14 protein-coding genes are annotated in these 21,677 nt (G+C 59.8%); 4 read left to right on the top strand and 10 right to left on the bottom strand.

What is annotated here, in order from left to right:
• Positions 1-171 precede the first annotated feature (171 nt).
• Positions 172-1,530 carry a phosphatase PAP2 family protein gene (locus EGX79_08075; GenBank protein ID AYX82148.1) on the top strand — a complete coding sequence of 453 codons (1,359 nt, stop codon included), beginning with the start codon at positions 172-174 and terminating at the stop codon, positions 1,528-1,530.
• Positions 1,531-1,538: 8 nt separating this feature from the next.
• On the opposite strand, the gene EGX79_08070 is transcribed toward EGX79_08075, so the two are convergent.
• The 3 genes from EGX79_08070 to EGX79_08060 form a co-directional block, all read right to left on the bottom strand.
• Positions 1,539-2,690, bottom strand: coding sequence for an aminotransferase class I/II-fold pyridoxal phosphate-dependent enzyme (locus tag EGX79_08070; GenBank protein AYX82147.1), 1,152 nt, complete (start codon positions 2,688-2,690; stop codon positions 1,539-1,541).
• Positions 2,691-2,786: 96 nt separating this feature from the next.
• The gene (locus tag EGX79_08065; GenBank protein AYX82146.1) at positions 2,787-4,370 is read right to left on the bottom strand and encodes a glycerol-3-phosphate dehydrogenase/oxidase; all 1,584 of its coding nucleotides are present in this window, start codon (positions 4,368-4,370) and stop codon (positions 2,787-2,789) included.
• Between the two features lie 622 nt (positions 4,371-4,992).
• Entirely contained in the window at positions 4,993-6,687 is a 1,695-nt protein-coding gene (locus EGX79_08060; protein ID AYX82145.1) for an FAD-binding oxidoreductase, read from the bottom strand.
• Positions 6,688-6,911: 224 nt separating this feature from the next.
• Here EGX79_08060 and EGX79_08055 point away from each other — a divergent pair, with 224 nt between their 5' ends.
• Positions 6,912-7,871: a diacylglycerol kinase gene (locus EGX79_08055; GenBank protein ID AYX82144.1), complete on the top strand. Its 960-nt coding sequence runs from the start codon at positions 6,912-6,914 to the stop codon at positions 7,869-7,871.
• Positions 7,872-7,926: 55 nt separating this feature from the next.
• On the opposite strand, the gene EGX79_08050 is transcribed toward EGX79_08055, so the two are convergent.
• The 6 genes from EGX79_08050 to EGX79_08025 all read right to left on the bottom strand — a co-directional run bounded on the left by EGX79_08050 (position 7,927) and on the right by EGX79_08025 (position 16,582).
• Positions 7,927-9,843, bottom strand: a complete 1,917-nt coding sequence (locus EGX79_08050; protein AYX82143.1) for an ABC transporter ATP-binding protein — start codon at positions 9,841-9,843, stop codon at positions 7,927-7,929.
• 59 nt (positions 9,844-9,902) lie between these two features.
• On the bottom strand, positions 9,903-11,255 hold the full coding sequence (locus tag EGX79_08045; GenBank protein AYX82142.1) for a hypothetical protein: 1,353 nt from the start codon (positions 11,253-11,255) through the stop codon (positions 9,903-9,905).
• A 32-nt stretch (positions 11,256-11,287) separates the two neighbouring features.
• The gene (gene treS / locus EGX79_08040; protein AYX82141.1) at positions 11,288-13,099 is read right to left on the bottom strand and encodes a maltose alpha-D-glucosyltransferase; all 1,812 of its coding nucleotides are present in this window, start codon (positions 13,097-13,099) and stop codon (positions 11,288-11,290) included.
• Between the two features lie 108 nt (positions 13,100-13,207).
• The gene (locus tag EGX79_08035) at positions 13,208-14,587 is read right to left on the bottom strand and encodes a hypothetical protein (GenBank protein AYX82140.1); all 1,380 of its coding nucleotides are present in this window, start codon (positions 14,585-14,587) and stop codon (positions 13,208-13,210) included.
• On the bottom strand, positions 14,588-15,076 hold the full coding sequence (locus EGX79_08030; GenBank protein ID AYX82139.1) for a hypothetical protein: 489 nt from the start codon (positions 15,074-15,076) through the stop codon (positions 14,588-14,590).
• A gap of 231 nt (positions 15,077-15,307) precedes the next feature.
• The gene (locus tag EGX79_08025) at positions 15,308-16,582 is read right to left on the bottom strand and encodes a carboxylesterase (GenBank protein ID AYX82138.1); all 1,275 of its coding nucleotides are present in this window, start codon (positions 16,580-16,582) and stop codon (positions 15,308-15,310) included.
• A 108-nt stretch (positions 16,583-16,690) separates the two neighbouring features.
• Between EGX79_08025 and EGX79_08020 the strand changes: the two genes are divergently transcribed.
• Positions 16,691-18,745 (top strand): M3 family peptidase, encoded by a 2,055-nt coding sequence (locus tag EGX79_08020; GenBank protein AYX82137.1) that lies wholly within the window; start codon positions 16,691-16,693, stop codon positions 18,743-18,745.
• 75 nt (positions 18,746-18,820) lie between these two features.
• Complete coding sequence (locus tag EGX79_08015) at positions 18,821-19,036, top strand: hypothetical protein (GenBank protein AYX82136.1); 216 nt, start codon at positions 18,821-18,823, stop codon at positions 19,034-19,036.
• 361 nt (positions 19,037-19,397) lie between these two features.
• Here the strand turns inward: EGX79_08015 and malQ are convergent, their stop codons facing one another.
• Positions 19,398-21,617, bottom strand: coding sequence for a 4-alpha-glucanotransferase (malQ, locus tag EGX79_08010; GenBank protein AYX82135.1), 2,220 nt, complete (start codon positions 21,615-21,617; stop codon positions 19,398-19,400).
• Between the last annotated feature and the right edge of the window lie 60 nt (positions 21,618-21,677).

Below are 21,677 nucleotides of genomic sequence, written 5' to 3'. Positions count from 1 at the left end.
TGAGGGGGAAAGTTCCCACGATTGGCCCTAGCATTTTGAAAACTTGTTTCTTTTCAACGCGCCGAAACCTCACAGTGCGCTTAACATAAGTGAAGATTTTGTCAGACCTTGGCTTATAGAGCACTTCACAACTGGTGCCTCCCACGCAGCAATCTGGAAAGGAATGCTTCAGTGTCTTCTTTGAAGCCGCACAAGCGCACTGCAACACGTACTCGCGTCGGCGCTGCTACCGCAGCAATGGCAGTTGTAATGGGGCTTACACCGGCAACGGCCGTGGCAGCTCCGGTCAACCCGTTGGCCGAGCTCGGCAACCGCCTGGACTCTGTTTCTGATCTTCCAGCTAATGTGGCCGCTCCAGAGGGAATCAAGCTCCCCGGCGGTGGCTTCGAGGTCCCGGATTCCATCTCGCTGCCGTCATCTTCCGGTGAAAACACCGACCCGAATGCGCCGAAGCCAACCTCGTATCGCCCGGACCAGATTGCACGCGCGTACCCGTCGGATGCCGCCACCGATAACTGGTTCTACTTCTACGTTGTGCATCCTTTCGTGGAGCTGGAGAAGAACCACCCAGAGGTTATGGACCAGAACCTCGAAACGGTCGTCCGCATTAACAACGCTGCCAAGAATGAACCGCAGGCACAGGAACTCGCTCTTGATGACGACTACCTGGACCCACTGGCCAATATTTCCACTGCTTTCGGTGCAAACCTGGGCCAGTACTTCCGTGATGCCTACGACGAGGATCGCCTGCCGAAGGTAAAGGCCCTGCTGTCCGGCAACCTTGCTCGCGGCGGCGGTCTGGTCAGCTCGACCTTCTTCGAGAAGTACGTCTACGGCTACGATCGCCCGTTTGTGGTGGCGCCGGAGCGCATCGAGCGCTACTACCGCGAAGGTCAGGACGACCCGTACTCGACCACCCCGTCCTACCCGTCGGGCCACACCAACAAGGCTGCATGGACTTCAACCATGCTGGCTATGATGCTGCCGGAGGTTGCACCGCAGATTCAGGCGCGTGCGTCCGAGGCTGGTCATTCTCGCCTTGTCATGGGCGTCCACTACCCGCTGGACGTTATGGGCGGCCGCATGATGGGCAACCAGGCCGCAGCTGATCGTTGGGCAGACCCAGAGTTCCGCCCACTCATCGAAGAAGCCATGGATGAGCTGCGTACGGAGCTCGAGTACCGCTGTGGCGACACCATCGCCAACTGCGTTGCCAAGGACACTCCGTACATGAGCACCGCAGCTGCCGTTCAGCAGTACACCGAACGCATGACCTACGACTTCAAGCAGGTTGGCCCGGCTAACGAGCCAGTTGTTGTTCCGAAGCGTTACGCAGGTTTGCTGGAGACCCGCTTCCCGCAGCTGACTGAGGAACAGCGCAGCTCCGTCCTCGCTCAGACCGCAATCCCATCCGGCTACCCGCTCGATCGCACTGACGGTGAGGGCCAGCACGTTCGCATGAACCTGGCTCGCGCTCTGGCCGCCAACGTTGTTGTCAACGCCGACGGCAGCGTCACTGTCACCAACTAAAACGTCAACTACAAGCGCAGGGCCGCGTCAAGACGGTCCAGGGCCTCACCGAGGATTTCCGGGGAGGTCGCAAAGTTAAGCCGCACATGCCCAACCCCGCCTTCGCCGAATGCGAAGCCGGGGTTGAGTGCTATTTTGGCGTTTTCAACCAGCCACGCAGCTGGGTCCTCACTGTCAACACCAGGCACGTCACCCAAGTCCAACCACGCCAAAAATGATGCTTGCGGTGGGGTAAAGCGAGCCTGTGGCGCAATAGTGGACAAACGTGTTCGCAGAGTCTCACGGTTGGTGCGCAGGACATCGACAAAATTGTCCAGCCAGGGCACGCCATCGCGGTAGGCGGCGGTGGCCGCGGCGACACCAAGAATAGAAGCGCCTTCGCGAACAATGAAGGGCAGCTCCAGCCAGGTTTTGGCATCTTCGTCGTTAAAGATGATTTGCGCACACTTGAGGCCGGCGGTATTCCAGCCCTTCGAGGTAGCAGTCACCGTGATAGTCACGGCCGCCGCGGTATCCGACACCGACGCGGTTGGAGTGTGAGTGCCATCTAGAACAACTGGGCCGTGAATCTCGTCTGAGATAACGCGCGCACCAAAGCGAGCGGCTAAATCGGTAATCTCACGCAGTTTTTCGGGGGAGTAGGTAAAGCCGAGAGGATTATTCGGGTTACACAAGATCAGGCAACCGGCACCGTCGGCGAAGGCGCGTTCGAGGGCGCCGAGATCCGGGCCGTCGGCAAGCGTGGGAATGCACACTGTCTCGCGTCCCAGCGCGGGACCTACCTGGAAAAACGGCATGTAGGCGGGAGTGGGGACGACAATTGCGGAATCGGGGCGGGTGAAGCGTTCAACCGCGAGTGTGACACCGCGGACGACGTCAGCGACGGCAAAGATATTGTCGGGGTTCGGGCGCCATCCGTAGCGTTGTGCAGAAAAGTCCGCGGTTGCGGTCGTAAGCGCGGTGATGTCCTGCGAGAGGTATCCGAATTGTTCGCGCTGACACGCCTCGTCGATTGCGGCACTGACGGCAGGGCAGGTTGTGGCATCGGATTCGGCGATCCACAGTGGCAGCACGTCCGGTGAATATGCGGTCCATTTGACTGTCCTGCGGGAGCGGAGTTCATCGAGGGAGGGGAAAGTGACAGCGTTATTTACACTCATAGTTTCCGTGTATACAGAAAAAGCGGGAAGTCCGAAGACCCCTGCTTTAACCAGTAGCTACGGCCGCATCAGAAGCAGCCGCGGCAATGGCCAGCGCTAGGCCAGCCCCAGTGCCTCCTGAGCAGCTGGCAGGGCAGCTTCGCGATCAGCCTTGACCAGCCCCAGACGTGTGCGGCGATCGAGAATATCGTCGACGCTGAGAGCTCCCTCGTGCGTCACATGCCAGGCGAACTCGGCGCGGGTGACATCGAGACCCTCCGCTACCGGGTCGAGCGGTCGGTCGAGCGGACAGGATTCGATGACCTCGAAGGATTCGGCACCGTAGCGGTTAAACAGCGGCATCGGGATACGGCCGGCAGCGGCAGCGGTGCGAGCGCGGTCGAGCTCCTCTGGCTCGGAGCCCAGCACAGGGATGGTGCGGGTGGAGCACGGAGCAAGCGAAACACCGAGCTTTTCCGCAACCTTGTCCACGGTTTGCTCCGCCATTAGACGGTACTCGGTGAGCTTGCCCCCAGTAATGGAAATCAGGCCGTTCGGGGCCTCCAACAAGGCGTGCTCGCGGGAGAGGTCAGCGGTGTGTGCCTCGCCGGCGTCGATGAGCGGACGCAGGCCGGCGAAAGCACCGATGACATCGTCACGAGTGAGCGGAACCTCGAGTGCCTGGTTGATGACATCGAGCAGAAAAACGATGTCATCCTCCGGCACTTCCGGCTCGTCCGGAATCGGGCCCGGTGCATCCTCATCGGTCAGGCCAATGTAGACGCGGTTGTGCTCTGCGGGAAGGACAAAACAGAAACGGTTGGTGTGACCAGGAACCGGTACCGTCAGAGAGCCGGTAGGGTTGCCTAGCTTCGCGGCGTCAAGAACCAGATGCGTGCCGCGAGATGGGCGAATCTTGATGTTCGTCGCTAGGTTTGCGGCCCACACACCAGTGGCATTGACCACAGCGTGAGCCGGCAGCTCGAAGGAATCGCCAGTGAGCTCGTCGCTTAGTGTGGCGCTCGTTCCAGAGGCAGTCTCGCAGCGGACCCGGGTCAAGATAGTTGCACCGTAGCTAGCGGCGGTTCGAGCGATAGCGGTGACCAAGCGTGCGTCGTCACGCAGCTGACCGTCGTAGTTGACGTAGCCGAATTTCACGTCGCGCTTACGGACGGTCGGCGAAAGCTGGCTGACTCGGCGGGAACTGACAGTGCGGGACAATGGCAGGGTAGTGGCGGAGGTACCAGCGATAATGCGCAGAAAGTCACCGGCCAAAAAGCCTAAACGCGGCAAAACCCTGGTCAACGGTGCAAAGTTATCCATCACCGGTACAACCTGCGGCAGGTTACGCACTAGGTGCGGAGCGGTGACGTCGAGCAGCGCACCACGTTCAATAGCTGAGCGGCGAGCGATACCGACATTGCCACTGGCAAGGTAGCGCAGTCCGCCGTGGGCGAGCTTCGATGACCAACGAGAGGTGCCGAAAGCGAGGTCCTTCGATTCGACGAGAACGGTTTTCAAACCCCTCGACGCCGCATCTAAAGCGATGCCGACACCAGTGATACCGGCGCCGATGACCAGCAGATCTGGGATGTCGCCCTTAGCGGTTTCTTCGCGTAGACGATTCAAGTCCGCTTGCCGACGAGCCTTGTTCAAAACCGCAGCTGAGCGATCGCGCTGAGGAGCGTGCGTGGCAGTCATAGTCTTTCTTCCTCGACTTTCCCGAAGACGGTGATAGTGATGAAACTATCTGGCGTAAGTGATGAAGTTGTGGAGTGCGTAGTGAGTGTGAACTATTTCGGGCGTACCCCATTGCAAGGCGCTTAGAAATAGACTAAGTTGTTCATTATCAACGACCGGCACGGATATTGATTCAAGAGATCTTTCTTAGTTGCGAATCATTTCCCGGGATTACAAGGAAGGAGACACCCCGATGGCTATGCACCCAGCGTCCAACCGCTCTGAGTCCATGAACCGAGCTTTCGCTGCTATTGCACCATCGCTGCAGATGTGTTGCTGCTGTCTCCAGTCCGTGCCACCCCAGACAGGTCGTAACTAGAAAAGCGCGCTTAGGCATTTAAAACGCCGCGCTGTTTGCGGTCGCACGGACGAAATCGCAGCGATTGAGCCGACCATCCCACTATCCGGGCATCTTCGCTTGGGATCCCAGGAAGAAGCGACAGCGACAATGACCGCAGCACTTGAATCTTTTACCCTTGACGATTACGTTTCACTGTTTATTTATGACGGCCCAACGTCGCCGGAAATCTACGCCAGCGAACTGGTCAGTCTAGCTCGCTAGCCGAAGCCGGCGGCAACAGGGTTAAATCATGTTGCCGTCGTAACGCTCTTCCAAGGAGCGCGGACCGGTAGCCAACTTGCCCGGGTTGAGGATGCCAGCAGGGTCGAGTTCGTCCTTAATTGCACGCATGACCTTGGCGAACAACTCGGTGTTCTCCTCGTAGTACTGCGGGCTGTGATCCTGGCCAATGCCATGGTGGTGCGTGATGGTGCCGCCAAAGTTCATCATGGCCTCCGACGCCGCGGTCTTGATGTCCATCCACTGCTGGAGAATCTCGCCCTCGGTCTCGCGGAAGAAGTACGTGAAGTACAGCGAGCAGCCGGATTCGTACATGTGAGAGATGTGGCAGAAGACGTACACCGGGGTGCCGTGCTTCTCGCCAGCGGCTTCCATTGCGGAGGCGATTTCGCGGCGCAGTGTAGCGGCGTTATCCCAGGTGGTGGCGGTCTCCAGGGTGTCGACGCCGACGCGGCGAGTCATCATGACATCGCGCAGGTACGGCGAGGAGAAGCGGTGGTTAACCCAAGCCATGCCCGGGATGGAGCCCATGCGGACGCACTTCTTGGTCAGCAGGCGAGCGGCCAGGCGCTCACGGGTGACGCGGGCGCCGACCGGATCCGTCTGTGCAAAGCCAAAAATCACCATGCACGGGGTGTCGATGCCACGCAGCTTCAGGTACTTTGTGACCTTCTCGGACATGCTGGCGGAGCCCAGCTGAGTGAGGCCGAACAGCGTCTCCTTCTCGTCGGAGATGCGTGCTAGGTGCGGGATATTGCCGCTCTGCTCCAGTTTGCGCAGCTCCTCGGCGGCTTCCTCAAAGGAGTTGAAGAAGTAGGTGTCGAAGAGCATCTCCTTTTGTGGACGCTGATTCAGGGCAATCGTCACATGCGTGATGATGCCCAGGGTGCCCTCCGAACCCAGGAAAAGCTCACGCGGGTTCGGGCCGGATGCCGACGACGGCATGTCGCGGAATTCCATGGTGCCGGCTGGCGTGACGACGCGCATGCCAATCACGTTGCGGTCGATACGACCGTAACCAGAGGATTCTTGGCCTGCCGAGCGGCAGGAAACCCAACCGCCGACAGTGGAGTACTCGAAGGACTGCGGGAAGTGACCAGCGGTGAAGCCGGCCTTGGACAGCTCCTTTTCCAGGTCGGGGCCGAAAACGCCGGTCTGGGCGGTGACAGTGCCAGCGACTTTGTCGATGTCGATGATCTTGTTAAAGGCGGTCATGGACACTGCGATGGCCTTACCCATGCCTCCGTCAACAGCCTCCACGCCGCCGACGACCGAGGTGCCACCACCGAAGGGGACGACTGCAATCTTGCGCTCAGCGCATACCTTGAACAGGTCTTCGATGTGCTTTTCAGTTTTCGGTAGCACTACAGCATCTGGGGCGACATCGAGCTTGGCTGCGCGAAGGCGAACCAGGTCGGGGTAGGAGCGTCCGACCGCGTGCTTGACGCGGGTGTCGTGGTCGGTGGCGACGGCATCCGCGCCGACAACAGCGCCCAGGGCTTCGATATCCTCGGCGCTGAGGCGACTATTGGGGATGGTGACGTCGGCGATGTTGCGCGGCGGGTTGTTTGCGTCCAACGACATACCGATTTCGCGCTGCAGTAGCTTCTCGCTGGCCGTGGTGATTGGCTTGTCGTTGCCGTCAACACCCCAGCCCCACCAGCGCATGCGGTACGGAATCGTGAGCTTGTTAGACATCCTGAGCTTCTCCTTGGGCATCGGTGCTGCGAGTCTGAACTGCGGAATTATATGTAACTTGCGCGGAAGCACATCTTTACATCTTTTATTATAGCGGTATTACGTTACGTTTTCTCAAAAAATGTCAATCAATCTTGGTAAGCTTTAGTTAGATGCATTAACGCACTCCCATAAAGGCCAGTATTGACCGGTCAAAAGCCCACGTAAAAGTAGGTATTTCTTCGATGAACGCTAACGACAAGGATCTCAACTACCCGCTGGGAACAACTGAGATTCGTACCCTTGCTCTGGTCACTAACCCCCACGCGGGTCATGGCGCCTCGCAGATTGCGTCCGCCCGGGCGAGCCGGGTGTTCGCGGATCGCGGCATCGATGTCATCGCTCTCCAAGGTGCTAACCCCGACGACGCCCGCAAGCTCATTCGTGAGGTCATCGCCGACGGCCGAATTGATGCCCTGGCAGTCTGTGGTGGCGACGGCATGATTAACCTCGCACTGCAGGAGCAGGCACAGACCGGCATCCCCCTCGGTATTATCCCGGCCGGCACCGGAAACGACCACGGTCGCGAATACAATCTGCCGCGTGGCAATGCTCGCGATGCCGCTCACGTTATCGCCGATGGCTTCTGGACGACCACTGACCTCGGCCGCATCATCAATGAGGCAGGGGAGCAGCGCTGGTTCGGCACTATCATGTGTGCCGGCTTCGACTCGATTGTCTCCGACCGCGTCAATCAGATGACCTGGCCGCATGGCCGCAACCGCTACAACCTGGCTATCGTCCGCGAGTTCTTGGCTTTTCACTCGCTACCATTCCGCATCACGCTCGATGACGATCGGGTTCTCGAAGATCCAATCACGCTGGCCGCCTTCGGCAACACCCGTTCTTACGGCGGTGGGATGAAGATTTGCCCGTCCGCAGACCACTCCGACGGACTGATGGACATCACTGTCATCGGCAAAGCCGGGCGCATCAAGGCCGCCCTGGCCTTCAAGTCCGTGTTCGACGGCACCGTTGAAAAAATCGGGGAGGTCAGCACCTACCGCGCCAAGAAGGCTTACGTGGAATACATCGGCCCGCCACGCCAGATGAATGCCTACGCTGACGGCGACCTCATGTTCCCGATGCCGGTCACCGTCGAAATTGTTCCGGGCGCTGGCCGCTACATCGTTCCCCGTCCGTAAAAGGGCGCAGGGGTGCCCGTCGTCAAGCGTTTCCTGCATGCTTGACGACGGCGCGTTACCCCTTGATGCCGTATTTCTTCAGGCGCAGACGATCCGCCGCCGAGGCCGAAGCCGTCAGGCGTAGCAACTCGGCGTAGATACCGTCAGTCTGCGCCAATTCTGCGGGTGCTCCGACCTCGTCGACGTGACCGTCACGCAGCGTCACGATGGTGTCCACATCGGAAATTGTGGACAGGCGGTGGGCGATGATAACCGTTGTGCGTCCCTCCATCAGCTTGTCCAAGCCTCGCTGAACTTCGCGTTCTGCCTTGGTGTCCAGCGCCGAAGTGGCCTCGTCCAGGATGAGCAGGGGAGCATCCTTCAAAATTGCGCGCGCGATGGCGATGCGCTGCTTCTGGCCACCCGAGAGCTTCATACCTCGCTCGCCGATAGTGGTGTCGTAGCCGTCGGCGAAGCTGCGGATGAAGTCGTCGGCGTTGGCCTTCTTCGCGGCGGCAATGATTTCTTCGTCGGTGGCGTTGGGTTTGCCGTAGGCGATGTTTTCCCGAATCGTGCCGGAGAACAGTGACGAGTCCTGGAACACGACGGCAGAGCCAGCACGCAGAGTGGAACCGGAAACCTCGGAGACATCCGAACCCAGCACGCTCAAGCGGCCTGCGGTCGGGGCGTAGAAGCCGAGCAGCAAGTTGACGATGGTGGACTTGCCGCCACCCGACTCGCCGACCAGGGCGATTTTCTGGCCCGAGTACGCCCGGAAGCTGACATTGGAGAGCACCGTCTTGTCCTCTTCGTAGGCAAAATCCACTGCGTCGAAGTCGACAATGGGAGCGCCAATTGCCTCCTGTTCGGCTGCGCGTTCCAGGGAGGAACGGTGGGCGCTGTCGACGGACTCTGCGTCTGCGGTGGAACCAACGGACGCGGAGTCGAAGTCGCCGTTATTCGCGGTCGCTGCACTGAGCAGCTCCGGCTGCGTGCGGGTCTCTGGAGTAAGCTCCATGACCTTGAAGTAATCGCGCGAACCAGCGACTGCGCGCTGGGCAGCGTCGACCAGGAAGCTCATCATGGTCACTGGTTGGCGCGCCATGTTAATCAGCTGAATGAGCATGACCATGGTGCCGATGGAGAATTCTCCCGACAGCGTACGCAGGAAAAGCAGCAGGTAGATGCCTGCGAAGATGATGTTCAAAATGCCCCCGCGAAGGGCATCCATGCGGTGCCACCACGTTGACTGATCGCGGGTCAGGGAGATGGTGCGGCGGAAGCGGGAACCAAAGAAAGCGATTTCGCGCAGCTCCGCAGTGAAGGAGCGGACAACCTTGACTTGGCCGATGACCTCGGCAAAACGGCCACCGGCGATATCGATTTGTTCGTTCTTTTTCGCTTCAATCTTCTGCCAGCGCTTCGAGGTCAGCGCGGTCAGCAGGGTGTAGACCGGGAAAACGATAATCAATAGCACCGCCAGGGGCCAGTAGTGCCAGGCAGTGATGCCCAGTACCGCGCCGACGGTCAACAGCATCGGGAAGAAGTTGTTGGAAAACGCCTGGAGGAACTGCGTGATATTGCTAATCGAGCGTTCCAGGCGGGCGATAATTGTGCCGGTGACCTGACTGTCGAAATAGCGTTGCGGCAGCGACAGCAGCTTTGCATAGTAGCGGGTCGACAGAATCTCGCGCATGCGCGCAGTCATCACATCGCCCAGGTAACCACCGATGTTATGCACGATGGTTTGCGTCAGATCTGCGATTAGCAGCCCGATGACCAGCCAGATTACCGTGCGAGTGGTATCGGACATCGCCGCCTGGCTCAAGCCTTCATCGCTGGACACCGCGCCGACGATGGCGTCGGTGGCATCGCGGATGAGGAAGGGGCTAATCAACGACGCGGCGGCGGTGGCCAGCGAACAGATGATGACCCCGATATAGAAAGGCCAGAGCACTCGTGTAGTGGACAGGATTCTGCTGAGCAGACGCACGAAAGACCTCTATCTTGCGGGAGGATCACTCCCGCGATGAAATTACTGCGACAAAAGCCCTATCCTAACAGCGAGCGCACAGCACCAAGCGGCAGCGGCAGCCAGTTGGGGCGGTTCTGCGCTTCGTAAAGGCACTCGTAGATGGCCTTATCCAGTACAAAGGCCTCCAGTAGCGCCGGGTCACTGGCATCGCCATAGCCCTCCAAGAACGCATCGATATTGCGGCGAGCCCACTGCTCAACACGCTCGGTAGCTGCCTCGGTGTCTTCACGTCCGGTCAGCAGCGGGTAATGAGCGGCGTAATCGAAGGAGCGAATCATGCCGGCGATATCGCGTAGGCGGTGATCCGGCAGCCGGCGCTCCTCCCACGGGCGCGACGGCTCGCCCTCGAAGTCAATCAAGCGCCAAGAGCTCGGCGTGCGCAATACCTGCCCCAAGTGCAGATCACCGTGGATTCGCTGGACGACGGCACCACCTTCGGGAACCGCAGCCTCCGCGCGATCGAAGATAGCCTGCGCTTTATCCTTGACCTCAGCAATTTGTGGCACCACACCAGCGACGAAGTCCAGTCGAGCTCGCAGTGGGGCTACCAGCTCCGCACCGGCCAGACGCTTCTTTACCGCGACAGCGGCAGCGAGGCTGCTGTGTACCGAGGCCACTGCTTCGCCGAGCGCACGCGCTTCGGATGTAAAGTCGGTGCCCAAATCTTCCAGCGGGGTCTGACTGTCGCGGATGGCATCGCGCACTGCGCCAAGAGCCAACTCCCAGCCATCGACTGAGTTCGGTGCGAATTCCTGCAGCATGGCGGTGGTGTAGGTGTCTTCGCCAATGGTGGTCTCCACCCAGGAGTAGAGCTCAGGGACGAACTTGCAATCCGCCTGGGCCAGTGCGGCCAGCAGCTCCACATCGGCATTAGTACCGGGGTAGAGGCGACGGAAGAACTTGCACATCACGCGGTCGTCGAAAATGACCGAGGTGTTCGACTGCTCGACTCCCATGGGGCGGCCGGATTTCGGTCGGAGCTGCTCAGAGCCCGGCACACGTCGCAGTTCCATGCGGCCGAGCTTGCCTTCGTCGGAAAGCTTCTGGCCGAGTGCTGTGATGGCATCCGAATCAATCAGAGCGTCGTAGCCGACGATGCCCTCCGCGCGAACCAGCAGGGACTGCTCGTGGCCATCGGGGACGTCCTCCGCCCAAGCGATGGGCAGCTGATAGGTCGGTGCGGAATGCGCGGTGTGCACCCTCACCAATGCGATATCGACATCGGGACTGTCGGGATTGTCGCGCAGTACGGGGTCAAGCGCGAGGATCTCGACGTGGTCGATGTCAGAGACCTTGTCAGCGAAAAAGCGCATCTTGACCAGTGTGTCTGCCAGCTCTTCGGCAATGAAATCGGCGGTGGGAATAGTCATTTCAGTTCGTTCGCCTTTCGGGACTTAAAAGATCACTCTTTATTATCGGCGTTTGTGACGGCATCGGCTGCGGCATCGGCGGCGGTGCCTGAGTGCTCGCGTGATGACGTCACCGGCGCGTCCGATATCGCCTGCGCAACCGGGATTGTCGGCGCCGACATGGAGGCGCTCGATTCGAGGTTTGTCTCTGGCGGCAACTGGATTTCGAACCAGTAGAAACCGTGACCAGGAAGCGTGATCTGGTAGGGATCAGTGCCAATTGTGGGGAAGGGAACCGAACCCGTGAGCTCTACCGGGGTGGCGCCGGCGAACTCGGACAGATCCAGCGAGACGGCCGCGGGGTAAGAGGACAGGTTGTTGACGCACAGCAGCACTTCGTCGCCGTATGTGCGCAGATAGGTCAGAACAGAGGCGGTGTCGCTATTCAGCTCGCGGAAGTCACCGAGGCCAAAAGCCTCATAGCGCTTGCGGACCTGAATCAGTCGACGCACCCAATTCAACAGCGAATTGGAGTAGCTCGCTTGGTTCTCGACATTGACCGCCTGGTAACCGTAGGTCGCATCCTGAATGGTCGGCAGATAGAGCCGACCGGGGTCGGCCTTGGAGAACCCGGCGTTGCGGTCGGGCGACCACTGCATCGGTGTGCGCACGCCATCGCGGTCGCCGAGCCAAATGTTGTCGCCCATACCAATTTCGTCCCCGTAGTAGAGCACCGGCGAACCCGGCAGGGAGAGTAGCAGGGCATTGAAAAGCTCGAGCTGTGTGCGGTCATTTTGCAGCAGTGGCGCTAGACGACGGCGAATGCCGATGTTGGCCTTCATTCGCGGATCGTGCGCATACTCGGCGTACATGTAGTCGCGCTCGGCATCGGTGACCATTTCCAGCGTCAGCTCATCGTGGTTGCGCAGGAAGATTCCCCACTGAGCCGAAGACGGAATCTCTGGCGTAGACTCCAGGATCTCCGAGATGGGGAAGCGGGACTGCTTTCGCACCGCCATGAAAATGCGTGGCATGAGCGGGAAGTGGAAAGCCATGTGGCATTCGTCGCCGCCGACCTCCGGGTCGCCGAAGTATTCCACCACATCGGAGGGCCACTGGTTGGCCTCCGCCAGCAGGACGCGACCCGGGTATTCCTCATCCATGACCTTGCGGCAGCGCTTCAGAAAAGCGTGGGTCTCGGGCAGGTTCTCGCAGTTAGTGCCTTCGCGCTCGAAGAGGTAGGGCACAGCGTCGAGGCGGAAGCCATCGATGCCGAGATCGGACCAGAAGCGCAGCACATCGAGCATCGCTTCCTGCACCGCCGGATTGTCATAGTTCAAATCCGGCTGGTGGGAGAAGAAGCGGTGCCAGTAGTACTGGCCACGCACCGGGTCATAGGTCCAGTTGGAATCCTCGGTATCGACAAAGATAATGCGTGCGCCCGAGTAAGTGTCCGGGTCATCAGTCCAGACATAAAAGCCGCCGTAGGGGCCATCCGGATCAGTGCGCGACTGCTGAAACCACTCATGGGTATCGGAGGTGTGGTTCATCACCAGGTCAGTAATAACGCGGATACCGCGCGCATGGGCCTCGTCGAGAAGCACCTTAAAATCCTCGACCGTGCCAAACTCGTCGAGCACGGCGCGGAAGTCGCGGATATCGTAACCGCCGTCGCGCAGCGGGGAGTCGTAGAAAGGCGGCAGCCAGAGGCAGTCAACGCCCAGCCATTGCAGATAATCGAGCTTCTCCGTCAGCCCTTTGAGGTCGCCGGAGCCGTTGTTGTCGGAGTCGAAGAAGGCCCGGACGAGCACCTCATAGAACACCGCGCTGCGGTACCACTCGTAATCTTCCTTGGCGATAGTCATGCATCCCAGCGTAATGACTATGCCACTAGCCTGCAGAGAGAGTTTTCCTGCGAGATCCCACAAGACCGCGCGAGACGGCCGTCCTGGGAGACCTCATTAAATAGCATTCTAAACAACCTTGTGTTCCTGAATCAGCGCGGTGAGCTGGTACGCATCATCCAACTTCAACTCCGTTGCCACCGGAGTGACCGCTCCCGGCACCATGTCGATTCGCACGTTTGCCACTCCCGCCGCTTTCTTCAGCGGAGAAATAATCAGTGTATGTCCTTGAATACGCTGCCAGGGAACGATGAACCGCGTATGCCAGAACCGGCCCTTTGTCACTAAAAGACCCCGCCGCGTGGCCTGCACCTTTTGGAATTTCCAGTCAATTGGGCTGAGCCACCATGCCGTGCGTGGAGTCTGCCAGGAGCCCAACAGGTCATCCGCGGAGGACGGTCCCGCAATCTCATTCATCAGGTAATCGACAATCGCGTCCGTCTCCGGTGCCGGTGCCACTGGCACCAGTGTGTTGTTCGACTGTGTGCTGTCCAGGCCATAGCCCGCCACCGAGACATCCGCACGGGACCATCTCCACGGACGCCACCAGAGCGGTTGCACCACTTTAAAGCCATGAATGCGATCAATGGGAATGGTCTGAGCGCGCGTCGACAACAGTCCGGCGGTAATCGCCAGACGCCTGCTTTCCGACGATACCTTCAGCGTGAAATCCCACGACTGATTTAGTACCCCGAAAAGGCCGACAGCGAAACTGCCAATCACAATCAGAGTAGTGATGGTTACTCCGCTGAGGATTTCTACGATGAGGTCGGTAAACAGCGCAGAGACAACGGCGAGGAGGATGAGAGCTATGCCGACGAAAAGACCGGGTCCAATGGCCACGGATGCAATCAGCCGTCCGACATCGACCGGGCCAAAGATGGTCTTCGCTTCGGGCATGCGAGAGGACATGTGAGCGCCGGAGTCGAGGGGCGCGGTGGAGCTGTCGCCGTCGTAAAGCGAACGTGCCAGCTCGGTGTCCAGCTTTTCTACCTCACCCAACACGTCAGCGCGGAACTGTTCGCACTGCGGGGGAGTGAGGTATTTGATTGTGAAGTGTGAATCGGAGCCGCCGGCTGTTTCAATGACAATTTCGGCGAGCCCGAAAATGCGCGCCAACAATGGTTGGTTGATATCCACCGCCTGCACGCGGTCGAGCCGTGCCGCGCGTCGAGAACGCAGTAGCCATCCGGAGCCGTAGCGAACCTCATCGTCGGTGAGCTCGTAGAACGTATACCGCCAGGACAGCCACGAGAAAAATGCAATCAGACCAATAATTATGGCGACCGCACCGGTACCGACAAGGAGACCGAGCCATGCCCAGTCGTAGAGCTGAGTCACGACCGCAACGGCCAACTGCCACTGATTCGCGACTGCGAATGCAGTCACCGCAGCGATTGTGGCAAAGCTTTTGAGCAGCGGAGATAGGGGATGAACTCTATGCCTCATTTAGAGACCCGCCATCCGGTCGTGGGCGCGCTGAGATAGACGAGCGCGCAGGGCGAGCGCTTCTTCACGTGGCAAACCGTGGACGGCTGCATCCGAGCTCGCCGATGCTGTGTTGAGCTTCAGCGTTGCCAGTCCGAATAGTCGAAGGAGAGGTCCTTCATCGATGTCGATGAACTGGATTCGTCCGTAAGGGACGACAGTGACCGAGCGCCACCAGCGTCCGGACGCAACAATGAAGTCGTTGTCCTCTTCGAGGTATCGGTGGGCACGAACTTGTCGACCGATGAGCCAGTAGATATATGCGAAGTAGAGCACGCAGGCGAGGACGCCCAACCACATCCACGGAGTCCACATCACAGCGGCGACGACGGATGCAATCGTGATAACTAGCAGGGGAGCGGCGTGCGCGACTCGCTTCACCTTAGCCAGCGCGGGGTCGACCGGCTGCAGCGCGGAATTCTCGGGGACTAATAAATCAAGCGGCTCCATAGTTGACAGTTAACCACAGAGGGTAAAGCTTGCGTCTGGCCTGGTGCTTCGGTAAGAACGGTGGCTATGGATCGCAGGAAACTCATAGCAGTACTTATCACGCTGATCACCATTTTGGTCTGCGTCGAGATTTATCGGTACATGCAGACTTTGCCAGCTTAAGTCGCTGGGCTCAGTTGTTGAGCACAACAGCACAGCGCTAACCAGCGCAAGCTTCACCCGCCTTATTCCCTATGCACCAAAGAGCTGGCGCGGAGCCGCCCACGCATCGATGGCAATGCCCTCGACTGCCTGGGCGTCAGCGCCGGTAAAGGTAGTCACCTTGCGGTCGTCGTTGTAGCGGGGCATGTGTGAGGTGCCTTCGCGGATGAACTCGACCGCCACTTGGTGGAATGGATGGTTGGGTTCTTTCATACCGAAGAAGCGTGCAATGTCGATGCAGTGCGGAGCACCACTGGTGCGGCCAGCAGGTGCATAGCCCAACCCTTCTCCCGGTTCGAACTGTGCCGCCCACACATCCAGCTCAGCCGCCACGGACCGTTCGGCGACTTTAACAGCGTATGAGCGAATCGCTGAGTCAGAAATGACATTCCCCATCGGACGCTCGGCATAGGCGGTGGCCGGAAATTCGCCGTGGCCGCGATGCCCCTTGGCGTAGCGCCGAGCCATCCACTCTCGCATGGGCAACTTGTCCATCGCCACAACCGGCGGTTCTGAGAAGAACTCTTCGCTGGTGGCGGTCACCATCGTCGGCAGTGTGGGAGCAAAGCTGTCGAAGCGAGGCCCAATTGCCGGATCCGAAGGCGAGGATGCCGACACCAATTTCTGGGCCCGAGCGACCCTGCGTTCGTCGGCACGCGAAAAGACGTCGGTGGACGGCACACGTCCCACGCCGATGCCGGCCAACGTGCGGCGGAGGCGCGAGCCCGACAGCAGCGAGAAGGCCGGCGACATGGCAATGGTGCGTTGGATCTGGCCGCGCGTGCGATCGTCGGCAGCCAGAGTGAGCGCCAGCGCCGCACCCGCCGATTGCCCCGAGATAGTGATGTTGTCGATATCGCCGCCGAAGGCAGGCGCGTTACGACGAGCCCACTGCAGCCCCAGATACAGGTCATCAATGGCCCGGTAGGTCTCTGTTTCACTGTCACGCCAGAAGCCCTCGAGGCCCTTGCGGTATCCAAGCGAAACGGTGACGATGCCCGCCTGTGCGAAGGCCGTCGCGTCCGTCCAGGGTTCGGAGGGATGCCCAAACTCGTAGCTACCACCGTGAATCCACAGCAATACCGGATAGGAGGCGTCCGCGGGCTCAGCCGGTGCGGTGACGGTGAGAACTAATTCGCGCTCGGGTTCACAGCGCCGAGTGCCCGACTGTGGGCCGTCTGCCACCGGTGCCGACGCGGCGAACGGAGCAGCATCTGCGTAATCGATATTGAAAACTTGTATTGCGCCATCGTGAATACGGCCGGTTAGCCTCCCGCAGGGAGCGGAAATAGTCGTCTCTGTCATGGCGGAAAACGCCTCCTCGTCACGGTTGGTCCTGCCAGAAGGGCGGGGAGTCTGTTTCAGACGGTAGGCGCACTCTGGTTTTTCGAGCACGCTACAGTTGAATTCACTATGACCAATGATGCACGAAATCCACTGTTGACACCGTCGGAATTGTTCTGCGAATTGCCAGATTTTGCGGCAATCGATGACAGCCACGTCCGCGAGGCTTTTAGCGAAGCAATGCGCAGCCATGCGCGCGAGATTGACGCCATCGCCACGTCGTCGGAGGCTCCGACCTTCGTTAACACCATCGAGGCAATGGAGAAGGCGGGCCAAGATCTGGACCGCGTCGCTGCTTATTTCTTCAACGTTGCCGGGACGGACGCCACCGACGTCCGCATGGAAATTGAAGCCGAGATCGCCCCGCAGCTCACAGCACACCTGGATCAGATTCGCATGCGCAGTGACCTGTGGCAGCGCATCAATGCCATTGACAGCGTTGACGATGCCGCCACCCCGGAAGAGGCGAAGCTGCTGCTGAAGAAAGTCCGCGAAGACTTCCAGCGCGCCGGTGCGGACCTCAGCGACGAGGACAAAGCCGAGCTCAGCCGCATCAATTCCCGCCTCTCTGAGCTTTCCACGGCTTTCGGCGAAAACCTGCTGAAGGACACCGTTGCGCGCGCCGTGGAAATCTACGACCGCGAGGAGCTCGCCGGGCTTTCCGACGACGCCATTGCGTCCTTCGCCGCCTACGCGAAAAAGGCCGACACCGATGCGCCGTGGCTGATTCCGCTGGACCTACCGTCAACTCCGGCACAGCTGGCTGACCTGGATAATCCGGCTACTCGCGCCAAGCTCTACGAAGCCTCACTGGGGCGTGCGGGTGCTGCCTCCGGCAAGTTCGACAACTCAGACATTGTGCTGGAAATGGCACGCCTGCGTGCCCGCCGTGCCAAGCTGCTCGGCTACGACACGCATGCGGATTACGTCATTGCCAAGGAGACGGCAACCACCGCAGAAGCTGCTCGGAAGCTCATTGCAGACCTGGCGCCAGCTGCCATTGCGAATGCTGAAGGCGAGTACAAGCGGGTCGCTGATCTGGCTGGCGATGAGACGGTCACGGGCGCTGACTGGCCATACTGGGAGCGCCGTCGTAAAGCGGAAGAATTCGCAGTCGACACGGAGGAACTCAAGAACTACTTCGAGCTCCACCGTGTTATCGAAGACGGCGTGTTCTACGCTGCCCGCAAGCTCTATGGCATCGAGGTAGTCAAGCGCGAGGACCTGCAGGGATACGCGCCGGGCACGACCGTGTGGGAGGTACGCCAGGGCGGAGGCGAGACCATCGGCCTGATTATTACGGACTACTTCTCGCGTCCGACCAAGCGCGGTGGTGCGTGGATGAGCTCGTTTAGGGACCAGTCCCGTCTGCTGGGGCGCCTGCCAGTCGTGGTCAACGTGATGAACATCGCCGAAACCGAACCGGGCACCCCGGTGCTACTGACGCTCGACGAGGTCACCACTGCTTTCCACGAGTTCGGGCACGCCCTCCACGGTCTGCTTTCCGACGTCACATACCCGACCTTCTCGGGCACTAACGTCCCGCGCGACTTCGTGGAATTCCCCTCCCAGATCAACGAGAACTGGGCGCTTGAACCGTCCATTCTGGCCAATTACGCCGTCCACGTTCGTACCGGTGAGCCGATCCCGGCCGAGCTAGTCGAGTCGGTGAAGAAGGCCCGCACCGCTGGTGAGGGATTCGCCACGGTTGAGTACCTCGCCGCGTGCGCCATCGATCTGGCCTGGCACAGCCTCACCGAGGAGGAAGCAGCTCAGGTCACTGATGTTGATGCCTTCGAAGCGGAAGCACTTGCCGAACTCGGCCTCGACGTTCCCCACCTGGCTCCGCGTTACCGCTCCCGCTACTTCAACCACATCTTCGCCGGTGGTTACTCGGCGGGCTATTACTCCTACCTGTGGGCAGAGGTTCTCGACGCGGACGGTTTCGGTTGGTTCACCGACAACGGCGGTGCCACAATCAGCGGCGGCAGCCACTTCCGCGAGGAGATTCTCTCCCGTGGTGGCGCCATCGATTTTATGGCCGCCTACCGCGCTTTCCGAGGCCGCGACAAGGACATCCAGCCGCTCCTCGAACGCCGCGGGCTGTCGGGCACTGATGCCTAGCTTCACGCTTTACGACGAGCGCCGCGACCGCCGCCCACTGGTTATTCCGGTCACCGGCAGGGTAGGTTGACACTCATGGCAGAAGTATTCGACAGAGTAGGGCAGTGGCTTATCCAATTGCCACTGCTTGCGCAGGTCAGCGTGCTATGCGTGGTTCTGCTGGTAGTCGGAGGGTTTGTTGCTTTCGTTCTCGTTGGCGCAATCGATGTTGTCAGCGGTCGCCTGTGGCAGAGGTCAGTGCGCTGGCGGGAGCGTTCGCAGGAGCGTCGAGGAGCGGGCAGCGAGAGCTAGTAGCCGATGAGGTAGTGGCCTGTAGATAGCTCACCGGGAGTCCCGATGAATTGAGCTGGGACAAGCCCCCTTTAAGTGTTGGGTCGCTATCGCTGCCCTAAGGTATGTCTTAAAGTATTAGGAAATTTGCCCAACAGGCTAGAGTTGGGTAGTTCGCAAATATTTCGCAGTAGGGAGCTGAGTTAGCATGCATCGGTCGAGGCACTCGAAGGTCCTACTTGCCCTAATCGTTTTGCTTCTTCTCATCCTCATCGCTGGTGCAGTCACCGATTTCCAGTTTTAGCCTCGGTTTTAGTGCCGGGCACATAACTTGAAAGATCGGTGAACAGCAAAAATGAGGGATTAGTCGCTCACGAACCAATTAACGCTTGAATCCGGGGAAGCGAGGCAGGTCCTCGACAAGCACGGCCTTGCCCTCGGCATCGGTTAGCGGAATGCACCAGTTCGGGTACTGGTCGTGGCTCGTGCCCGGCTGGTTCTGAGTACGACGATCGCCGACCATGTCCACCAAGGCCTCACACTTCAGCGCGGATGGCGTCTGGTCGAGGAAGCGGTGCAGCCCCGTGACCAGTGCGTCAATTGGTGGCAGATTATCGCGGGTAAGGGAATGAACATCCATGTCCGCCGCAGCCGTGTCACCAAAGCAGCCGGCTTCCTTGGCCGCACCCAAAACCTTTCGAATCCACTCGAAGTCCCGGCGGTCTTCCTCCGCGACGTCGGAAAGCAATAGTCTCAGGCGTTCCCGTAGCTTGATGTGCTCGCCTGCGAGGTAGCCTGCCGTCGGCGGCAGATCGTGCGTGGTGACGGAGGACAGGCACAGGCTGCGGTAAGCGCTTGGTGGTTTCGGCTGGTCGCCCTCGGATTCAAACCACACGATCGAGGTGCCCATGATGCCCCGCGAGGCCAGGTAGTCCTGCACCCACGGCTCGAAAGTGCCCAGGTCTTCGCCTACGACGACGGCCCCAGCGAGCTCGGCCTCAAGTGCGAGAATGCCGACCATTGCCTCGTGGTCGAAGTACAGGTAGGTGCCATTGACGGGGGACTCCATCCGCGGCATGACCCAGAGGCGGAACATACCCAGCACGTGGTCAACACGAATGCCACCTGCGTGGCGAAGGATTGTGCGCAGCATGTCGCGCCAGGGGCGGTAGCCGGCCTCGGCTAGCTTGTGCGGGTTCCACGGCGGCTGCGACCAGTCTTGGCCGCGCTGGTTAAAACCGTCTGGCGGTGCGCCAACAGAGATAGCAGGAGCGAGCCAATCCGCAAGGTTCTCGGCATCCGCGCCGCCAGGGTGCACGCCGACGGCAAGGTCGGCCATGATGCCGATGCGCATACCCGCATCCAGGGCTGCCTCTTGTGCCTGGCCGAGCTGCTGATCGAGAATCCACTGCACCCAGAGGTGGAACTGGAAGATTTCCTCCCGCAGAGATTCGACACTGGCGTGGTTACCCAACGGTGGAACCAACTCGATATCGTTCTCGGTTACGGCACCAGAATCGGAAGTGGCAGCGCGTGCAGCATCGCGGGCAGCAGCGCGATCCGCGAGCTCGCGCTCGGTGCACCACGACGCGTAGTCGTATATGCCACGGCCCTCGGCCTCCAGCCAACGGTCAAATTCCGCCTGGCGTGCGCTGGACAGGGGGATCTTGTGAATTGCCCGCAATACCTTGAGCTTTGCAGCGTAGATGGGGTTGCGGTCAATCTCATCAGGGCTGTGATTGAGCTGGTGGAAAGAGTTCGCTAGCGCACGGGCTTCATCGGCCTCGTCCTTGTCCAGGTACCCGAACTCGTCGATAAGCTCTGGGCGCGCGTACAGCGGATTGACATAGCGGCGCGTGGTGGGCAGGTACGGCGAGTCTTCTACCGGAGGCAGTGGCTCTGCGGCGTGCAACGGATTGATGAGGACGAAATCAGAGCCCGCGTGCTCTGCACTGACCTGTGCCAAGTCGCCGAGGGTAGCGAAATCGCCAATACCCCAGCTGCGGCTGGAGCGTACCGAGTACAGCTGTGCCATGACACCATGCGCAGGATTCTGCACGTACTTGTCGGCAGTGGCGAGACGGTTGGGGGTTACGGCCACATCGCACTCAGCGACGTTGTCATCGTTGACTGCGCGCAAGCGATGCCAACCAAGTGGCAGATCCTCTGGAATTGCGAAGGCGGCTTCACCCATCAACACATCGCCGACCTGGCGTGGCGGTACCAAGTGGTGCACCTGAGCGCAGGGCCATTCTGCGCCGTCCTCCAGTTTCACAGTCACGCTGACATTGCTGCCGTGCGGTACGTGAACCAGAACTCGGTGGAAGATGCCCTGGCGGGTAACTACCACGGGCGGGAGAAGGCGAGACCACTGCGTGTCTGCCCACTCACGACGGGCGTCGTTGATGTCGGCATCGCTGGGATCTGGGCCCAGATCGATGTCGAGAGCAGCGAGAGTTTTTAGCACTGTCTCACGAGAGACGTGCACGAGTTGGCCCTCGGTGGAGTAGTAGGAAACCCCAACTCCGACATCTTTAGCGAGGTCGGCGAGTGGAGAGGAAAGGGGAGGATTGGAAGCTGCCTGTGTCACCCTTTCCATCATGCCAGTTTAGAAAAACTTTGCCAGTAGTAAGGTAAATCACTTCGTTATCGAAATATTTAC

This window comes from Corynebacterium jeikeium (genome assembly GCA_003955985.1).
Lineage (GTDB): Bacteria > Actinomycetota > Actinomycetes > Mycobacteriales > Mycobacteriaceae > Corynebacterium > Corynebacterium jeikeium_D.
This window is presented reverse-complemented; position numbering and strand designations above follow the sequence as displayed.

Bases quoted from the DNA above. Each gene is read 5' to 3' on its own strand.
- EGX79_08070 (AYX82147.1), bottom strand. From the start codon at position 2,690: ATGAGTGTAAATAACGCTGTCACTTTCCCCTCCCTCGATGAACTCCGC.
- EGX79_08065 (AYX82146.1), bottom strand. From the start codon at position 4,370: ATGACTGCCACGCACGCTCCTCAGCGCGATCGCTCAGCTGCGGTTTTG.
- EGX79_08060 (AYX82145.1), bottom strand. From the start codon at position 6,687: ATGTCTAACAAGCTCACGATTCCGTACCGCATGCGCTGGTGGGGCTGG.
- EGX79_08055 (AYX82144.1), top strand. From the start codon at position 6,912: ATGAACGCTAACGACAAGGATCTCAACTACCCGCTGGGAACAACTGAG.
- EGX79_08045 (AYX82142.1), bottom strand. From the start codon at position 11,255: ATGACTATTCCCACCGCCGATTTCATTGCCGAAGAGCTGGCAGACACA.
- treS (AYX82141.1), bottom strand. From the start codon at position 13,099: ATGACTATCGCCAAGGAAGATTACGAGTGGTACCGCAGCGCGGTGTTC.
- EGX79_08035 (AYX82140.1), bottom strand. From the start codon at position 14,587: ATGAGGCATAGAGTTCATCCCCTATCTCCGCTGCTCAAAAGCTTTGCC.
- EGX79_08030 (AYX82139.1), bottom strand. From the start codon at position 15,076: ATGGAGCCGCTTGATTTATTAGTCCCCGAGAATTCCGCGCTGCAGCCG.
- EGX79_08025 (AYX82138.1), bottom strand. From the start codon at position 16,582: ATGACAGAGACGACTATTTCCGCTCCCTGCGGGAGGCTAACCGGCCGT.
- EGX79_08020 (AYX82137.1), top strand. From the start codon at position 16,691: ATGACCAATGATGCACGAAATCCACTGTTGACACCGTCGGAATTGTTC.
- EGX79_08015 (AYX82136.1), top strand. From the start codon at position 18,821: ATGGCAGAAGTATTCGACAGAGTAGGGCAGTGGCTTATCCAATTGCCA.
- malQ (AYX82135.1), bottom strand. From the start codon at position 21,617: ATGATGGAAAGGGTGACACAGGCAGCTTCCAATCCTCCCCTTTCCTCT.